General features: G+C 37.3%; 7 protein-coding genes. 1 reads left to right on the top strand and 6 read right to left on the bottom strand.

The window, feature by feature from the left end:
* Nucleotides 1–59: 59 nt before the first annotated feature.
* The 3 genes from bafA (ACFIL3_RS00915) to bafA (ACFIL3_RS00905) form a co-directional block, all read right to left on the bottom strand.
* Nucleotides 60–2,648 (bottom strand): BafA family autotransporter, encoded by a 2,589-nt coding sequence (gene bafA, locus ACFIL3_RS00915; protein ID WP_375681765.1) that lies wholly within the window; start codon nucleotides 2,646–2,648, stop codon nucleotides 60–62.
* A gap of 831 nt (nucleotides 2,649–3,479) precedes the next feature.
* On the bottom strand, nucleotides 3,480–6,044 hold the full coding sequence (gene bafA, locus ACFIL3_RS00910; protein ID WP_375681764.1) for a BafA family autotransporter: 2,565 nt from the start codon (nucleotides 6,042–6,044) through the stop codon (nucleotides 3,480–3,482).
* A gap of 362 nt (nucleotides 6,045–6,406) precedes the next feature.
* The gene (bafA, locus tag ACFIL3_RS00905; protein ID WP_375681763.1) at nucleotides 6,407–11,911 is read right to left on the bottom strand and encodes a BafA family autotransporter; all 5,505 of its coding nucleotides are present in this window, start codon (nucleotides 11,909–11,911) and stop codon (nucleotides 6,407–6,409) included.
* Nucleotides 11,912–12,483: 572 nt separating this feature from the next.
* Between bafA (ACFIL3_RS00905) and ACFIL3_RS00900 the strand changes: the two genes are divergently transcribed.
* Nucleotides 12,484–13,773, top strand: a complete 1,290-nt coding sequence (locus tag ACFIL3_RS00900) for an MFS transporter (protein WP_375611247.1) — start codon at nucleotides 12,484–12,486, stop codon at nucleotides 13,771–13,773.
* On the opposite strand, the gene ACFIL3_RS00895 is transcribed toward ACFIL3_RS00900, so the two are convergent.
* Genes ACFIL3_RS00895 through ACFIL3_RS00885 form a run of 3 tightly spaced genes read right to left on the bottom strand, consistent with a single transcriptional unit; the run spans nucleotide 13,770 to nucleotide 14,648 of the window.
* Nucleotides 13,770–14,033: a hypothetical protein gene (locus ACFIL3_RS00895; RefSeq protein ID WP_375629333.1), complete on the bottom strand. Its 264-nt coding sequence runs from the start codon at nucleotides 14,031–14,033 to the stop codon at nucleotides 13,770–13,772. The two genes, ACFIL3_RS00900 and ACFIL3_RS00895, sit on opposite strands and share 4 nt — an antisense overlap.
* Nucleotides 14,023–14,202, bottom strand: coding sequence for a hypothetical protein (locus ACFIL3_RS00890; protein ID WP_375629223.1), 180 nt, complete (start codon nucleotides 14,200–14,202; stop codon nucleotides 14,023–14,025). Before ACFIL3_RS00890 ends, ACFIL3_RS00895 begins: the two co-directional genes overlap by 11 nt.
* Nucleotides 14,202–14,648 (bottom strand): DNA polymerase III subunit chi, encoded by a 447-nt coding sequence (locus tag ACFIL3_RS00885; RefSeq protein ID WP_375649565.1) that lies wholly within the window; start codon nucleotides 14,646–14,648, stop codon nucleotides 14,202–14,204. Before ACFIL3_RS00885 ends, ACFIL3_RS00890 begins: the two co-directional genes overlap by 1 nt.
* Between the last annotated feature and the right edge of the window lie 306 nt (nucleotides 14,649–14,954).

Here is a 14,954-nt window from a genome sequence, read left to right as displayed (position 1 = left end):
AATCTTAAATGCTTCCTATCAAAATTATCATTGAGATCAATTAAAAAATAACCATATCGTTAGAAACTATAGCGTACACCTATAATTCCCTGAAGGGACTGTTTTGTTTTACGCCCTTTAATATAATGGGCCTCACCATATAACTTTAACTTCTCACTCACTAAACTGCTTAAACCTATTCCTAATTTACCTGCATTCCCTGATAAGTCCGTGGTAAATGAATGCCGTTGATTAATTAACGTTTGATTGTCATCTTTATTCTCACGCAACCATGCTGCTGTAATATACGCAAGCGATGAGGAATCCATGTGAAAACCAAATTCATATCCTAAAGATAAGCCAACCTCACTGCGTAATGAAGTGAATGGACGCATGTCACCTGTCATATCATTCGATAACTTGATTTCTTTACCCTCAACTTGTAACCATGTAAATTGTCCATAAGGCTGTAACCAACTGTTCTTTGACGTCTTAAGTCGATAACCAGCTTCAAAGGAAGTTCCCAATGCCCTTTGAGTATATGTTCCTTCAATCTCTAAACCATTCGTTGAAACGGCTTTTAGAGTATTTTGATAATGATTGTATTTTAAAATACCATCGAGATACCATCCACTATGATCAAAATAAGTGACATAAGCGCCAATACCATAAGTATTGATTCCACTGTTACCCCCCCGTGCATGCGCAACACGAGCACGATCATAACTGCCAAAACCACCTATATAAAACTCTCCATTTTCCCACTCGCTTAAACCATTGATCCCCAAAACGATACCGGTCTGATCCAGTTTAAAATCTATATGCTCTGTAACAACACTCTCTTTAGATTTAATCGCATAGGTCCATAAAGCCGTATTCTTTTTACTTTTATCTAGAATTCCTCTTCCCGCACGTACGGTTTGCATTTCATTTTGAAAAACCATCGCTGGCGCCACAGACATAGACAATACCGCATCTGTAGAGGGAGTGGTCAAAAAGTGAGAAACTGAAAGTTTCTCACTCAATTGTAGAAAAGGGTGTTCTTTATGAACTGGACGTAAAATCATTTGATCGGCTAAAGATTGAGAAGAGGTTGAAACAGCAGTTTGTTGTTTTTCATCAGAAAAAGGATGAAGACCTGATAGAGGAAACGCTACAAGAGTCTGATTTTCTTGAGAGGGAGATACAGAAACACTAGAGACATTCTGTGCCCCTCTTAAATGACGTGGAGGTCGTGGTTTAGATGGCTGTTTTTTAGTAAGTGGACGAGGACCGGTATTTTTTCCTTCAGAAGAAGCCCCTTGATCAGACTGTATACCCGTATCAGCAGACAATGCAAGAGGAATCTTCGCTTTCTTATTCACACACTCTACTTCAGAATTAGAACCTTCCGTATCTCCAGAAGCTCTACTTAAATACCAAATTGTAGCACTACCACTAGAATCAGCACATCTTCCTCTCTTCACTAAGCGATACTGATAGGTTCCACCATCAACAGCTGTAATGTCCTTGCCCAAAAGATCTGCCAGAGTAAAATTAGCTCCGCCATTGTGGCTTCTATCGGTAATTAACGGAAGCTCAGTAACCAAACTATTCCTTTGTGAGAGAGGACCTGTAATTTCACGTCCAGAATCTGCAATATTTATTTTGTGATTCCCTGAGCCCTCACCAATCAACAAATAATCACTCGCATCCCACGTAGCGCTAATATTGAATCGAAAATGTAAATCCCCTGAAAGTCTCTCAACATAAAGTGAAATATGACGTGGATCATACGGAATAGAAGAAAAAATAACAGTCCCACCCTGCCCCCCTAAATCTTTAATTTTAATCTGTGGTTTTTCTCCTATCTTCCGTTCACCAACCTCAAATATTATCTCATCCACGCTCTCTTCTATAGGAATTTTTTTCTTAGTTATATGATTTGTCCTATCGCCAGCGAATAAATAAAGTTCTCCGCCACCATTGATCCTTACTTCTCCAACGACTTCTTGTACACCAACATGGAACCACGATTTAGCAAAATCGGTAATTGTTAAAGTATCTACAAATCCCATAGGATATACAACTTGAATAGCTTGATCCTTCAAAGTAGTTTTCACAGACTCCCCTAGTGCTAAGACATGCTGTCTCCCATTCCCAGAAACTTCTGTAAACATTGCTCTCCCCCCTTCCTTTCTTTGCCCCGCATAAATATTTTGTTCTCCATCATTTCCCACTTTCGCATACCAAGCACCTCCCCCATCATACACATTCTGCTGCCCAATTGCTCCATCTACACCAGTAACTGTGGAATTATATGCACTACTCCGTCTCAACACGCGTGTAAGATCAATATTGGGCTCTTCATGAATAAACTGCTTACCACCTCTAACTTCAGCATTAATTGCAGTTCCTCCGCGTACAACTATCTGCATCCCACCTTTTTTAATATTAGATCCTACGGAGGATTTTCCATTATCAACAAGCTCTACATCACCATCTTTGAGAATAGTATTATTGCGAAAAAAATTAGACATCAGTGCTATTTTTTTTTCTTCCTCTTCTCTATTTACCACATGTGTTGCTCTTGTTAGCACTCTATTCCTACTCTCAACTACACTTGCAGATTGCAAAAGACAACTACTGATCATCAATACTGAAAAACTTAATTTGTATTTATACCGCATTATCCACACTCCACTCTCAATTATTTAGAAAAATACCCCGCGACTACATAGATAGCTCATTTTAGATTGTATCATAATGTGTTTTATTTATGTCTAAATACAATTTTTTAGTGTATTTTTTTAATTTAAACAACTTAAAGTTGTTTATCTATAAACCACTAAAAAACTCTAACTTAAGGCAGAAAAATTGAATAAAATTCAAAATGTTCACTTAAGTTAAAGGAATAATTTGCATATCTGGAATTATAGATGAAAAAAATGCTCGTGCCCTTTAATGGGGCCCCCTCTTCACGTAAAACAAAACGCCATTGGGTTGTACATTCACTCACTTGTTTTAAAGAGACATCTCTCAATGCACTCAAGCCCATTTCGCCACGTCATCCATGAATGATATACCGGTAAAGCCATTGACCCCCCAATCTTTACGCTTATGAAGAAGCGGGCCGATATCATCATACACTTTGCCATCCCGATGTTGTGACAGCCCTTGACACTAGAGACGATTCATCAGAGACATTTTTACTTCTTTTTTGTATAGTTTTTATACACACCTTCATCCCGCTTGCGATGTGCCAAGCGAATAATTTTGATTGATTCAACATAAACAGATTTGGAATGAGAGAATCCTATGATTTTCGCGACTCTCATTCAACATGCATAGAAATGAATTATTATTATAAATTCAGTATGTTGCCTTTAAAAGAGAGAGTATAAAGACATTTCTACTATTTGAGAAAGTCCTTACACTCTCGAGAAGACATAGCCGAACGTTATCTGTTTAAGTTTGCAAAACAATTACATTTGTAAAGTTAATCAGCCATGCACACATATTTAGAAACTATAGCGTAATCCTAAAATACCTTGAAGAGCATTCTTAATCTTATGTCCTTTTAGATAATGTGCTTCCGCATAAAGTGTTAGTTTATCATTGACCGAACCGTTTAAACCAATTCCCAATTTACCCGCACTGCCTGATAAATCTGTAATAAATTTATACTGGTTATTAATTGTCGTATAATTATTATTTATATTCTCACGCAACCAAGCTGCCATAATGTAAGCTGTTAATGAAGTTTCTGAACTCACAAAAAATTCATGTCCTGCAGTCAATCCAACTTCACTGCGGAATGAAGTTAATGGGCTTAGATCACCTATCATTCCATTGGAAAGTTTTATTCTTTTACCTTCAACCTGCAAACCTGTTAGCTTGATATAAGGCTGCATCCAAGTATTCTGTGCCGGTTCAAAATAACAACCAATCTCAAATGATCCACCTATCGCCCACTGATTGTAATGACTTTGAATGGCTAAACCATTCGTTGATATGGCTTTCAAATTATCTCGGTAATAATTATATTTCAAAACACCATCCATATACCATCCACGATGATCAAAATAAGTTGCGTAAGTTCCAATACTATAAGAGCTCAAATCGCTGTCACCACCTCGTGCATGAGAAATACGTGCTTGATCATAACTCCCGAAACCACCAACATACAACTCTCCATGCCTTAATTCACTCAACTGATCAGCACCAAAGACTAAACCTGTCTGCCCAAGCTTAAAGTGTGTATGGCCTGTCGCAACACGTTCTCTGCTCTTAATCCCATAAGTCCATAGTTCGATATCCTTCTTATTTCTGTCCCAAATTTTTCTACCATTCCGTATAATTTGCAACTCATTATTAAAAATAAGCCCAGGAACTACGGACAACGTTAACACTGCATCTGTAGAGGGGGTTGTTGATGTTTCTCCAGGAAAAAAAGGATTTGTCGGATCTGGTATAGAAGGTTCTGGTCCACTGAGGCGGTCTGCCGATAAAAACCAAACTTTTCCATTTTCATCCTTTCTTTCTTTCAAATCATACATATAAGTTCCACCATCAATGGCGTTAATTTTTTCACCCTTAAGATCTGTCAGCGTAAAATGCGCTCCACCACTTTGATCCGTAATTAAATCACGCTTATTTGAAAAAGGATCCGTGATTTCAACTCCAGAATCAGCAACACTTATTGTATGTTTCCCAGCGCCTTTCTCAACCAAGAGATAATCACCACGGTTATGGGCAATCGTAGTATTGAACGCGAAATGTAAATTTCCTGAAAGATTATTCACATGAAGCTGAGAATAATATGGATCAGAACCTGTAAACGAAAAAATAACACTCCCTTCACCACTTAATTTTTGTATCAAAGAACTTTTTTCATCAAACTCATCAGTAATAGAGTATAGTTTTGTATCTTTTCCATTTAAAATAATATCTTCTACTGTGGTGCGTTGTTGATCATTCCCAGCATAAAGATGGATCTGCCCAGAATGGTTTACCTGTGTCTTGCCTTCTAATGTTGCTCCAGCATGCACCCATGATTTTGTTTGATCATTCATTGTTAGATTTTTTACAGATCCATCAGTATATATTTCCTGAATAGCACTCTCATTTAAAGTGACTCCAATAGCCTGACCGCCTTTTAAGATACGTTGTTTACCACCACCAAAAACTTCTGTGTCAAATGCAAAACCACCATTTTTTGCACTTTGAGACTTTTGTCCAACCTCTTGGACACCCCCTTGCATAACTTTTGTATTCCAAACTTTTCCGCCATCATATACTTTTTGTTGGCCTAGTGTTTCATCTTGACCATAAATGATAGTATGAGAAGCACTACTGCCTTTAATCTCTCCTCCAATATCCCCCTCGCCGAAAACAAGCTGCTCACCGCCATAAATTTTAGTCCCCTCTACTTTCCCTCCATTTCCAACACTTTGGTGCCCGCCTTCTTTAACAACAGCATTTTTCGAAAAACCTTGTTTTCCCTTTAAAGCCTGAACATTTTCAATTCCACCATGTTCAATTTTACTATTCTCACTGAGTCCTCCTGCATACACATAAAGCTCTGCACCATTCCTTACAGTGTTATTAATGGATCGCCCTGGACTATCAATCTCACCATCATTTGAAATGTATGCTTTACCTTCATTATCAAGGATATAATTTTCTAACATTGCCCCATCTTTAATGGAAATAAGTTCAGGCTTTTTAAGGAATGCAGTATTTTGTTCTTGTGCATTATATCCAGCATTGTCACGATGACTGCTGTCAAGCTCCTGTTGACTCGCAAACACTCTAGCACCCTTATCCATGATAAAATCGCTAGGCTTTTTCAAAAAGTCTAATTCATTGCGCGTTCTTACCATGACATCATTAGAGGCTCCAAGTATGCATCTGCCTGTTTTCATATCCTCATTGTATTGATCTTGAAATACTTTATCATTTTCATAACTTGAAGATTGACAAAAAAGTGCTGTTCCCCCCTCATTTGCAGCAGCAGCTTGCACAAAACAGCTGCTCAACATGAGTATCCAACAATGTCGTTTCCATTTATATTGTAGAGCCATATCCTCCCCCCTTCACGCCTGCATAGACACTAAACGTAATTAGCTCTACAAAATATATTTTCAACCTTAGATTGCAACAATCCTTCTTAAAAATCCTCCTTATCTCATAAAAAACCGCTCTTTATAGTTTTTAAATACTTTTTTGATCAAGAATATAAGAGCGCTCTTATAGTGCTTCTTTAGCATTTTCTCGGAGTTTTCTTATCAAAGATAAAAAGTAATGCATAATCAAGTATATAAGGGTATACAGTTTATCATGAACAACGAAGCTGCGTGCTCTGAAAAATTGTTCTCTGAACCTTTAATTAAAGACCTTTAAAAACAATCATATATTTAAAGATAACTAAAAAATAACCATATCGTTAGAAACTATAGCGTACACCTATAATTCCCTGAAGGGACTGTTTTGTTTTACGCCCTTTAATATAATGGGCCTCACCATATAACTTTAACTTCTCACTCACTAAACTGCTTAAACCTATTCCTAATTTACCTGCATTCCCTGATAAGTCCGTGGTAAATGAATGCCGTTGATTAATTAACGTTTGATTGTCATCTTTATTCTCACGCAACCATGCTGCTGTAATATACGCAAGCGATGAGGAATCCATGTGAAAACCAAATTCATATCCTAAAGATAAACCAACCTCACTGCGTAATGAAGTGAATGGACGCATGTCACCTGTCATGTCATTCGATAACTTGATTTCTTTACCCTCAACTTGCAACCATGTAAATTGTCCATAAGGCTGCAACCAACTGTTCTTTGACGTCTTAAGTCGATAACCTGCTTCAAAGGAGGCGCCCAGCGCCCATTGCCTATAACTTCCTTCAATCCCTAAACCATTCGTTGAAACTGCCTTTAGAGTATTTTGATAATGATTGTATTTTAAAATACCATCGAGATACCATCCACTATGATCCAAATAAGTGACATAAGCGCCAATACCATAAGTATTGATACCACTGATGCCCCCCCGTGCATGCGCAACACGGGCACGATCATAACTGCCAAAACCACCTATATAAAATTCTCCATTTTCCCACTCGCTTAAACCATTGATCCCCAAAACGATACCGGTCTGATCCAGTTTAAAATCTATATGCTCTGTAACAACACTCTCTTTAGATTTAATCGCATAGGTCCATAAAGCCGTATTCTTTTTACTTTTATCTAGAATTCCTCTTCCCGCACGTACGGTTTGCATTTCATTTTGAAAAACCATCGCTGGCGCCACAGACATAGACAATACCGCATCTGTAGAGGGAGTGGTCAAAAAGTGAGAAACTGAAAGTTTCTCACTCAATTGTAGAAAAGGTTGTTCTTTATGAACTGGACGCACAATCATTTGATCGGCTAAAGATTGAGAAGAGGTTGAAACAGCAGTTTGTTGTTTTTCATCAGAAAGAGGATGAAAACTTCCTGAACCTAAGACTTCAATAACGGGACTTCCAAGAGAGGAAACAGTTGGAGATACAAAAGCTGGAGATCTTTGACTCAAGTTTTGGCGGTTTTTTCTTCGACGTGGCAATTTAATAATACGCGCTTGTGGTGCTGCAATAGTTGAAAGAGAAGAAGCTGATTGATTTTGATTTAAATGCCGCATAGATCTGCTTCTACTACGTGGTAAACTGTTGAGAAATGAAATATTATCAATAAATACTGCAGATAAATACCAAACTTTTTCACCCCCATCCTCATCAATTCTCTGTTTTAAACCATACGTATAGGCTCCGCCATCAATAGTTTTAACATTTGCACCAGAAAAGCTTCTCAGGGTAAAATGTGCGCCCCCACTTTGATCAAAAATTAAATCAAGTCCTGCTGAAGAAGGATCAACAATTTCAATACCAGAATCTACGACACTTATTGTATGAAAACCACTCCCATTCTCAATAAAGAGGTAATCACCTTTTTCTTCTGCAAGGCTAACATTAAAGTTAAAATGTAGACTCCCTGCTAGATTATCAATGTAAAGCTGAGAGTAATATAAATCATCTTCAAAAGAGATAAAAATGACTTTTCCTACACCGCTTAACTGCTGAATGCGTGTACTTTTGTCGTCAAACCCACGAGCAACGGAGTATAATTGAGCGTCTTCTCCATTTAATTCAATGTTTTCTACTATAGTTTGTTGACCATCGTCTCCAGCATCAAGATGGAGCCCACCAAAATCCTGAACTTTTATTTCTCCTCCTAATATTGCACCAGGAGAAATCCATGAATTAGCATTACCTTCAATCGTTAGATTCTTTACAATTCCACCTGCATAGACTTCTTGAACACCACCAGTGCGTAAAATGACTCTATTTGCTTCACCTCCTGCTAAAACACGCTGCACACCCTCTGAAAAGATTTCAGCATTTACAGCTAAACCGCCGGCTTTTTCTGCAAAGTTATCATCATTAGGAAACCACTTAGCAAGAGTTTGTACTCCTCCACTCATCACTTTTGTTCCCACAGCCATCCCATCATCATATACATTCTGCTGTCCCGGCGTATCACCTTGACCATACAGTGTCGTGTTATAAGCACTGCTCCCCACAATTCCACCATTTACATAACCATCTCCGAAAACAAGCTGCTCCCCACCATAAATTTCAGCTCTCAATGCGGTTCCTCCTCCCTCCACTCTTTGTTTTCCATCCTCGTAAATAATCGTAAATTCTGAAATCCCTTGTTCCCCTACAATCTCAACACCACCATTTTCAATGGTTGTATTTTTACTGAAACCACCAGCTTCAACATAAAGTCTTCCTGATCCCTGAATTGTATTATTAATAGACTTCTTAAGAACACCTTGCTCTCCATCATCAGAGACATAAACTACGTTATCATCACCGAGCCAAGAGCTTTGTAGAATTCCTCCTCCTTCCCCAATGCTGTAATGAATTACATCAGAGATACTAAAATCTTTTGCCGATGTCATATTTTCTTCTTTTTCAGGAAGCTTATCTATAGGCGACTCCACATGAGGTGAAGGAATTACAGGAGCAGAAGTTATTTGTGATGTAGCCAAAGACCAAGTCTTTCCCCCATTATCATCTTTTGTCTTTAAGCCATACATGTAGGCTCCACCATCAATCGTACTCGTCTCTTCACCAGAAAAATCTGTCAGAGTAAAATGCGCATTTCCGCTTTGAACATGAATTAAATCAAGCTCCAAAACTAAATTCTGATCTTGTAGAGGAGAATTGGTCATTTCAACACCAGAATCGATAACGCTTATGGTGTGATTACCTGATCCTTTTTTGATCAGAAGATAATCACCGCGCTGTTCTGCAAAATTAGTATGCAACCTAAAATGTAAACTCCCTGAAAGATCATTGATCTCAAGTTTAGAGTAATGTGGATCAAACACGGTAGAAGTAAAAATAACACGACCATTCCCACTCAGATTCTCAATCAAAGAACTTTCACCATCTATATTAGAGGCAATCGCGTACAATTTTGTATCTCTGCCATTTAAGACAATTTTTTCTACTTCAGTACGAGATTGCTCTGCACCAGCATAAAGATAAATCCGTCCAGAATCATTAACCGTTGTCTTTCCTTCCAATGTTGCGCCACCATGTAACCACGATTGTGCTTGATCCTTAACGGTTAAATCTTTTACATAACCTCCTAAATCTATTGCCTGAAAAGCAGTCCCTTCTAAAAGAACGCCAATCGCGATTCCTCCCGCTAAAACATGTTGCTGTCCACCAGAAAAGACCTTCGTATCAAAGGCAAAACTGCTATAATGGTCTAAATCTTCTTCCACATAAAGATTTTGTACCCCTCCTTCCATGATCTGTGTGTTAAAAACCTCTCCATCATCATACACATTCTGATATCCTCGCACTCCATTCTCACCAGAAACGATAGTGTCATAGGCGCTGCTCCTCACCATCGCACCTTTAATATCAGACTTTCCTGAAACAAATTGCTCACCTCCGTAAATTTTAGCCCCTTCAGCTTTTCCCCCCTCTTTAACCTTTTGTTGCCCACCTTTATGAACAATAGTATCCTGTGAAAGACCCTGTGTTTTAATAAGCTCAGTGCCACCTCTTTGAATTGTCGTATACAAGCTAAAACCACCGCTATAAACGGAAAGCTTTCCACCATCTTTAACTGTATTACTAATTGAAGTTTCTCCATTGCTATCAACTTCCTTGCTACTCGTGTCAAAGCTAGGATCTGCAATAGAAACAGTTGTTCCTTGATCAATTGTGAGTTCTGTAAGTAAATCACTTGATGAACCAGTATATGGTTTCAATACACTATCAAAAACTTGAGAAGTTGTCTCATCAATGGTGTGGTTTGCATCTAAGTACCAAATTTTACCAGTACCCTTATTGTTTCTATGTTTCAAACTGTACCGATAGGTTCCGGCATCAACAGTTCCGATTTTTTCACCAAAAGTGTTTGTCAGAGTAAAATGGGCATTTCCGCTGCGATCAGTAATTAATTTAAGCTTTTTGTAAGAAGAATTTGTAATTTCACGCCCAGAATCAGCCACACTTATTGTGTGAGAACCAGAGCCCCTTTTTTTAATCACAAGATAATCACTAAGCTGCTTGGCAAAATTGACATTAAAATCGAAATGTAAAGAACCTGAAAGATCATCAATATTAAGCTTAGAGTAATGCTTATTAGTCCCTAAGTACGTAAAAATAACTCTGCCACTTCCAGTTAAATTCTGGATATTAACGTGAGGTTTTTTGCTGTTATCTTCAGGAGCAATAATGTATAGTTTGCTATCTTCTCCATTTAAATTAAGATTTTCTACTTCCGTAACAGCTTCACCATTCCCAGCATAAAGATAGAGACTACCAAAATCATGAACATTTGTATCCTTATCTAATATTGCACCAGCAAAAGCCCATGACCTTGCTTGATGATTAATGGTTAGATTATCCACGTATCCAGAATCATATATATTCTGAATAGCTCTATCGTATAAAGTAACTTCGCTCGCATTCCCTCCTGCAAAGATATTCTGCATACCATTTTTAAAAAGTTCGGTACTCAGTGCAAAAGCCCCCTCATTAATTGTAAAATCTTCATCTTTTATATCGGCTGTATCAGCATCTTCTGAGAAACCGTTATGAAAATTCTCTTTACCATCAAGATTCTGGACACCACCTTTCATAATCTTTGTGTCAACAGCCATCCCCCCACTATAGACACTTTGTATTCCTAGCATTCCATCTGCAGCATGAATTTCAGTGCCATAAGCACTACTTGCCTTATCTTCACGCGACAAACCATCCCCAAGAAACCCCTTACCAAAAATAATCTGCTCACCGCCATGGATTTGAGCCCCTTCTGCATTTGCACCACTCTCAACAATTTGTTTTCCCCCTTTTTTAACAGCGGCATATTCCGAACTGCTCAAGTTTTGGACAAACTCAATCCCACCATGCTCAATTGTCGTATCCCTGCTAACACTTGCTGCATCAATGTAGAGTTTTCCCCCTTCTCTAACCGTATTATTAATGGAATAAGCTGCATCTTTATAGTTAAAGCTATTTATTTCAGAACCTTCAGAGTCACGGTTAGTAATATAGATCGTAGCACCATCGCTTATTATTGAATTTGGGAGTACTTCAAAGAATAGCTTTTCTAATCTCTTCCTTTCCTCTTCTGAAAGATCACTTCCTTCTACTGTCTGTTTATTCTCTATCTTTTTTGATCCCCCCTTTTTTTCTTTTAGTCCCCTCACTTCCGATAACAACTTTCTTGTCTCTTCTAGGTGTTCACTGATACTTACTGGTGTTAATAACTTTTCTCTTGGTGTAGCTACTCCATATGCACTCGCAATCTTGACAAAAAAACCACTGGCCATTACCGCACAAAAACTTAATTTCAATTTGCGTTGCATTATTTACACTCCATAATTTTAAATTTAAATTCTCCCATTTAGAAAAAAGTGCATAGATCAAAACAACACAACGTAATTGCTCAACCTCATGTCTTTTAAGATAGCAAAGCATTCGATGGATTAAGCTCTGACAGATCAAATATACACCATGTGTTTTAAAATGCATGCACAACTAAAAGATTTAATTTGTTTTAGATACACTTTAAAAGTGTTATAATTGCATCCATGAAAAATATTTTTAATATTTTGAGACACTAAACACTGATCTACGAATAAGATTGATTCCTTAATAGATAAAAATGGCATTAAACTTTAAAGGAAACAGCAATGTGAATGAGAGCTGCGTTTATGGCCACCTATTGCCATCTTCTACAGCATTTAAAACAGTGTCTTTATTTTATTCAATATGGATAATATATAGACCACTTATTCATACTCATCAGTCCATAATCATTGTTCTAATATATAACGAAGTGTCATAATATTGACTCGACACCGATTTGAAATTTCTATAGTTATAGTCAGTTAACTCGTCATTTGATTTGTCATATACTAAAAGGGACATTCTATTCATGTCTATAAACTCAGAAATGAAAGCTACAAGCAACAGAAACTCCCCTCGTCGGATTTTATTTGCAAGCCTTATTGGCCCAACAATTGAATTCTTTGATTTTTATGTCTTTGGCACTGCCGCAGCTCTTATATTTCCTCATGTGTTTTTTCCAACACAAAATGATCAAATTGCTATTTTACAATCTTTCCTAATATTTGGAGCAGCCTTTTTTGCCCGCCCTTTTGGATCAGTTGTTTTTGGACATTTTGGAGATAAGATTGGAAGAAAAGCAACACTTATCGCTTCTCTTCTCACAATGGGTCTTTCAACAGTCATTATTGGTTTTCTTCCTACTTATGAAATAGCTGGGTGGTTTGCCCCTTTCCTCTTAACCTTGTGCCGTATTGGACAGGGAATTGGATTAGGAGGAGAATGGGGAGGAGCTGTTTTGCTCGCTACAGAAAATGCCCCTCCAGAAAAGCGCGGCTGGTATGCAATGTTTCCCCAATTAGGCGTTTCAATAGGTTTGTTTTTATCTATTGCTGTTTATTTGGGTCTGCTGCATTTCCTTGATCGTGAAGAACTTTTAGCTTGGGGATGGCGTATTCCTTTTATTGCTTCAGTTGTTTTTATGATTATAGGATTATGGGTCCGTCTTTCAATCAATGAAACTGTTCAATTCAAAAAAACTCTTGAAAGTAAAAAACATGTCAAAGTTCCTATCATAGATGTCTTTTTAAAATGTCCACGAATCCTATTTCTTGGAATATTTTCTGGTATGGCAACTTTTGTTTTGTTTTACTTGGTTACTACATATTTGTTAAGCTATTCAACAAACCATTTGCAATTGCCATTTCATCAAGCTCTTCAAATCGAAATTGTCGGTGCTATTTTTTGTGGGATTTTTACTGTCATCACGGGAAGACTCGCTGACCGTATTAGACGTAGAACTTTGATGATTTGGATTACAATCATCACCGGTATTTATTCTTTCGCAATTCCTTATTTCTTAAATTCTGGAGTTATAGGAGTCCTTGCAATGTCTGTCATTGGCTTATCTCTCATGGGAATGATATACAGTCCTCTTGGTGCTGTTTTGGCTTCACCATACCCAACAGCAATTCGATATACCGGTTCTTCTATTACTTTCAATTTATCTGCTATTGTAGGAGCATCTCTCGCGCCTTATATTGCAGAATATCTGGTGCAACATTTCGATACATCTTATATCGGTTATTATTTGCTTCTTGCTTCTTTTATTTCACTGATTTGCTTCGTCGGATTTACAGATGATGAAATATCCAACTAAAATATAATAACGAAGAATAAAATAAGGACTGGCGGCAAAAATGCTGCCAGTTTCGTTTTTAAAGATAGGGGTTGAGGTATTTTCCACCACAATATTCCTGCAAACAAGGCACTCAAAAAGAAAAATAAAAAATCTGCAATATTGCTTATATAAGAAACAGCAAACATTTCTGATAAGATATGCGTTGTCCCCAACCATGAAACGCAAAAGAAGGCCAACATCACAGCCCATAAAACAAGCAAAATTCGATCAATGATCATCATTATGGCGTTTCGTTTTTTTAATTATAGTCCATATATTTAACATGCCTAAAAGAAAAATCACAATAAAAACCCAACGCCCTCCCCCTGAGCCTTCCGTAATAAAAAGTGCAGGATTTACTATTCCCAGTAATCCTATAAAAATCAGAACAATAGATACAAGACGCATTAAACCTGTTTTTCCCAGCGACAATCTTCAGTCTGTTGCCAATACGTTAAATTATGATTTTCCATTTTATATTTTTTCCACTGTGCACGAACGAGATTCAACTGCTCTTCACTTCTACCATCAAATATCACGACAAGCCGTTGATAAGCATCAATATCCGAACAAACAGCTCCCTCTATGAGAAAACGAATCTTTGAATCATTCGGATTTTCTTGTCCTGTCGTAAGAAATACAGGCTGAAAGTTTGGATATTGATCACACTCCGTTCCATGTCCAATAAATGATTCATCAGTATAAACCCATAAATGTATATCTATAGAATCGCGTTGTTCTTTACTCACACACTGTATTGTTACTTTACCAAAACGAGCCAATGCACGCTCCACAAGCGTCGGCAAAATACCCTTCAGCGTTGACTGCGTCAAATGATAGAATAAAATATCCAATCTCTTAAGCCTTCATCATTCTTTATAAAAAGCTAACATCTTTTTAAAAAAAATTCTATATCCCTAATACAAAGGAAACGGTTCAAGATATAAACCCTCTTTTTTGATTGAGATGCATTATCTTTTTGCACGTGTCTTTAAAAGACAAAAATTTTTATCTTCAACGTTAATAAAAAAGTTTTTTAAGTTATTTTCTAGATTCTTTGTAGACTATAGTTGAAAATAAAATATAATGTACGGAAAATTTAAAGAGGACCTCATAGGCAATTTTATATTATTTATTTGGTAAAAATATCCAATTCATGA

The organism is Bartonella sp. CE47NXGY (assembly GCF_042195415.1).
Taxonomy (GTDB): Bacteria; Pseudomonadota; Alphaproteobacteria; order Rhizobiales; family Rhizobiaceae; genus Bartonella.
The sequence above is the reverse complement of the archived record's forward strand: the minus strand, read 5'-3'. Positions and strand labels throughout refer to the sequence as shown.

Coding starts and splice junctions, on each gene's coding strand:
- bafA (WP_375681764.1), bottom strand. CDS start 6,044: ATGGCTCTACAATATAAATGGAAACGACATTGTTGGATACTCATGTTG.
- ACFIL3_RS00900 (WP_375611247.1), top strand. CDS start 12,484: ATGTCTATAAACTCAGAAATGAAAGCTACAAGCAACAGAAACTCCCCT.
- ACFIL3_RS00895 (WP_375629333.1), bottom strand. CDS start 14,033: ATGATCATTGATCGAATTTTGCTTGTTTTATGGGCTGTGATGTTGGCC.
- bafA (WP_375681765.1), bottom strand. CDS start 2,648: ATGCGGTATAAATACAAATTAAGTTTTTCAGTATTGATGATCAGTAGT.
- bafA (WP_375681763.1), bottom strand. CDS start 11,911: ATGCAACGCAAATTGAAATTAAGTTTTTGTGCGGTAATGGCCAGTGGT.
- ACFIL3_RS00890 (WP_375629223.1), bottom strand. CDS start 14,202: ATGCGTCTTGTATCTATTGTTCTGATTTTTATAGGATTACTGGGAATA.